The organism is Paenibacillus sp. GYB006 (assembly GCF_036577645.1).
Lineage (GTDB): Bacteria > Bacillota > Bacilli > Paenibacillales > Paenibacillaceae > Paenibacillus.
The window spans coordinates 1-472 of record NZ_JARBDA010000060.1; the positions used below are offsets into that span (position 1 = coordinate 1).

The 472-nt window shown below is 41.3% G+C and carries 1 protein-coding gene and 1 rRNA gene; one reads left to right on the forward strand and one right to left on the reverse strand.

Annotated elements, in window-relative coordinates; genetic code table 11:
* A 5S ribosomal RNA gene (rrf, locus tag PV403_RS24905) occupies window positions 1-87 on the forward strand; the annotation flags it as partial.
* A gap of 162 nt (window positions 88-249) precedes the next feature.
* Here rrf and PV403_RS24910 read toward each other — a convergent pair.
* A partial coding sequence (locus PV403_RS24910; RefSeq protein WP_332086289.1) for an IS30 family transposase occupies window positions 250-472 on the reverse strand: 223 nt, incomplete at its 5' end.

The following is a 472-nucleotide window of genomic DNA, read 5'->3' on the forward strand; positions in this document are numbered from 1 at the left end:
GTACCCATCCCGAACACGACCGTTAAGCCCTCCAGCGCCGATGGTACTTGGACCGCAGGGTCCTGGGAGAGTAGGACGTCGCCAAGCATAGATAAAGACACTGCCATTAGGTAGTGTCTTTTTTGTTATGTCGTTTTTTTAAGTTAAACACCCAATTTACTAAGGCGAAATGTATAGGATGCCTTTTAATATCATGATGACCATAGCTTATGTTCACTATTAATGAATCAATATTTATAAGACGGATTGTCAATCCAAGTGCGACATTTCATACTCAAAAGATTCGTGGGCTGTTTTCCATCCTAAACATTTTCTTGGTCTGTTGTTAATGAGATGGAGGGCATGTTCCAATTCTTCATCACATACCTCTGCGAAGTCTTTTCCTTTTGGAAAGAACTCTCGTAACAAGCCGTTTCCATTCTCATTGGAACCTCGTTGCCAAGAAGAATAAGGATCTGCAAAATACACCTTC